This window comes from Agromyces humi, from assembly GCF_009720255.1.
Lineage (GTDB): Bacteria > Actinomycetota > Actinomycetes > Actinomycetales > Microbacteriaceae > Agromyces > Agromyces humi.
Map to the genome: position 1 here is coordinate 1 of NZ_WJSP02000773.1, position 575 is coordinate 575.

Annotated in this window: 1 protein-coding gene; it reads right to left on the reverse strand. The window is 76.5% G+C overall.

Going from position 1 to position 575, the window contains the following annotated elements; translation table 11 throughout:
• The coding region (locus GH736_RS24105; protein ID WP_235934670.1) for a carbohydrate kinase family protein at positions 1-575 on the reverse strand (575 nt) is incomplete at both ends.

The window sequence follows — 575 nt, forward strand, 5'->3', positions numbered from 1 at the left end:
GCGGGTGCCACGCTGCTGGCATGGGCGCCCGGGCTCGAGAGCACGGATGCCGCCGCGGCATGACCCGCGCGGCACGCCGCCGCGGCATCCGCACCCTGCAGCGTCGCGGCGAGAAAGCCGGCGGCGAACGCGTCGCCGGCGCCCGTGAGGTCGCGGATGCCCGCCACCGGCGCCACGTCGACGCGCTCGGCGAGCTCGCCGGCCACGATCACGTCGGTCGGCAGCGGCCCGTGCTTCACCACGACCATCGGCGCGACGGATGCCGCGACGGCGCCGCCACCCGCCAGGCCCAGCAGGGCGGCCTCGTCCTCGTTCGCGAGGCACACGTCGGGGTGGATCGCGCGGATCAGCCCGATCGCCGACTCGATGCCGAGCGCCGACAGCAACCCGGTCGAGGACGCGTCGACCGAGACGCGCGCTCCCGCCGAGCGGGCGACGGCCGCGAGGCGCACGCATTCGCCCCGCATGGGCTCGAGCTCGAGCCCGTACGCGGGCAGGTGCAGCCACGCGACGCCGTCGAGCCACGCGTCGTCGACGTGGGCGAGCTGGGCGGACGCGCCTCGATCGGGGAACAT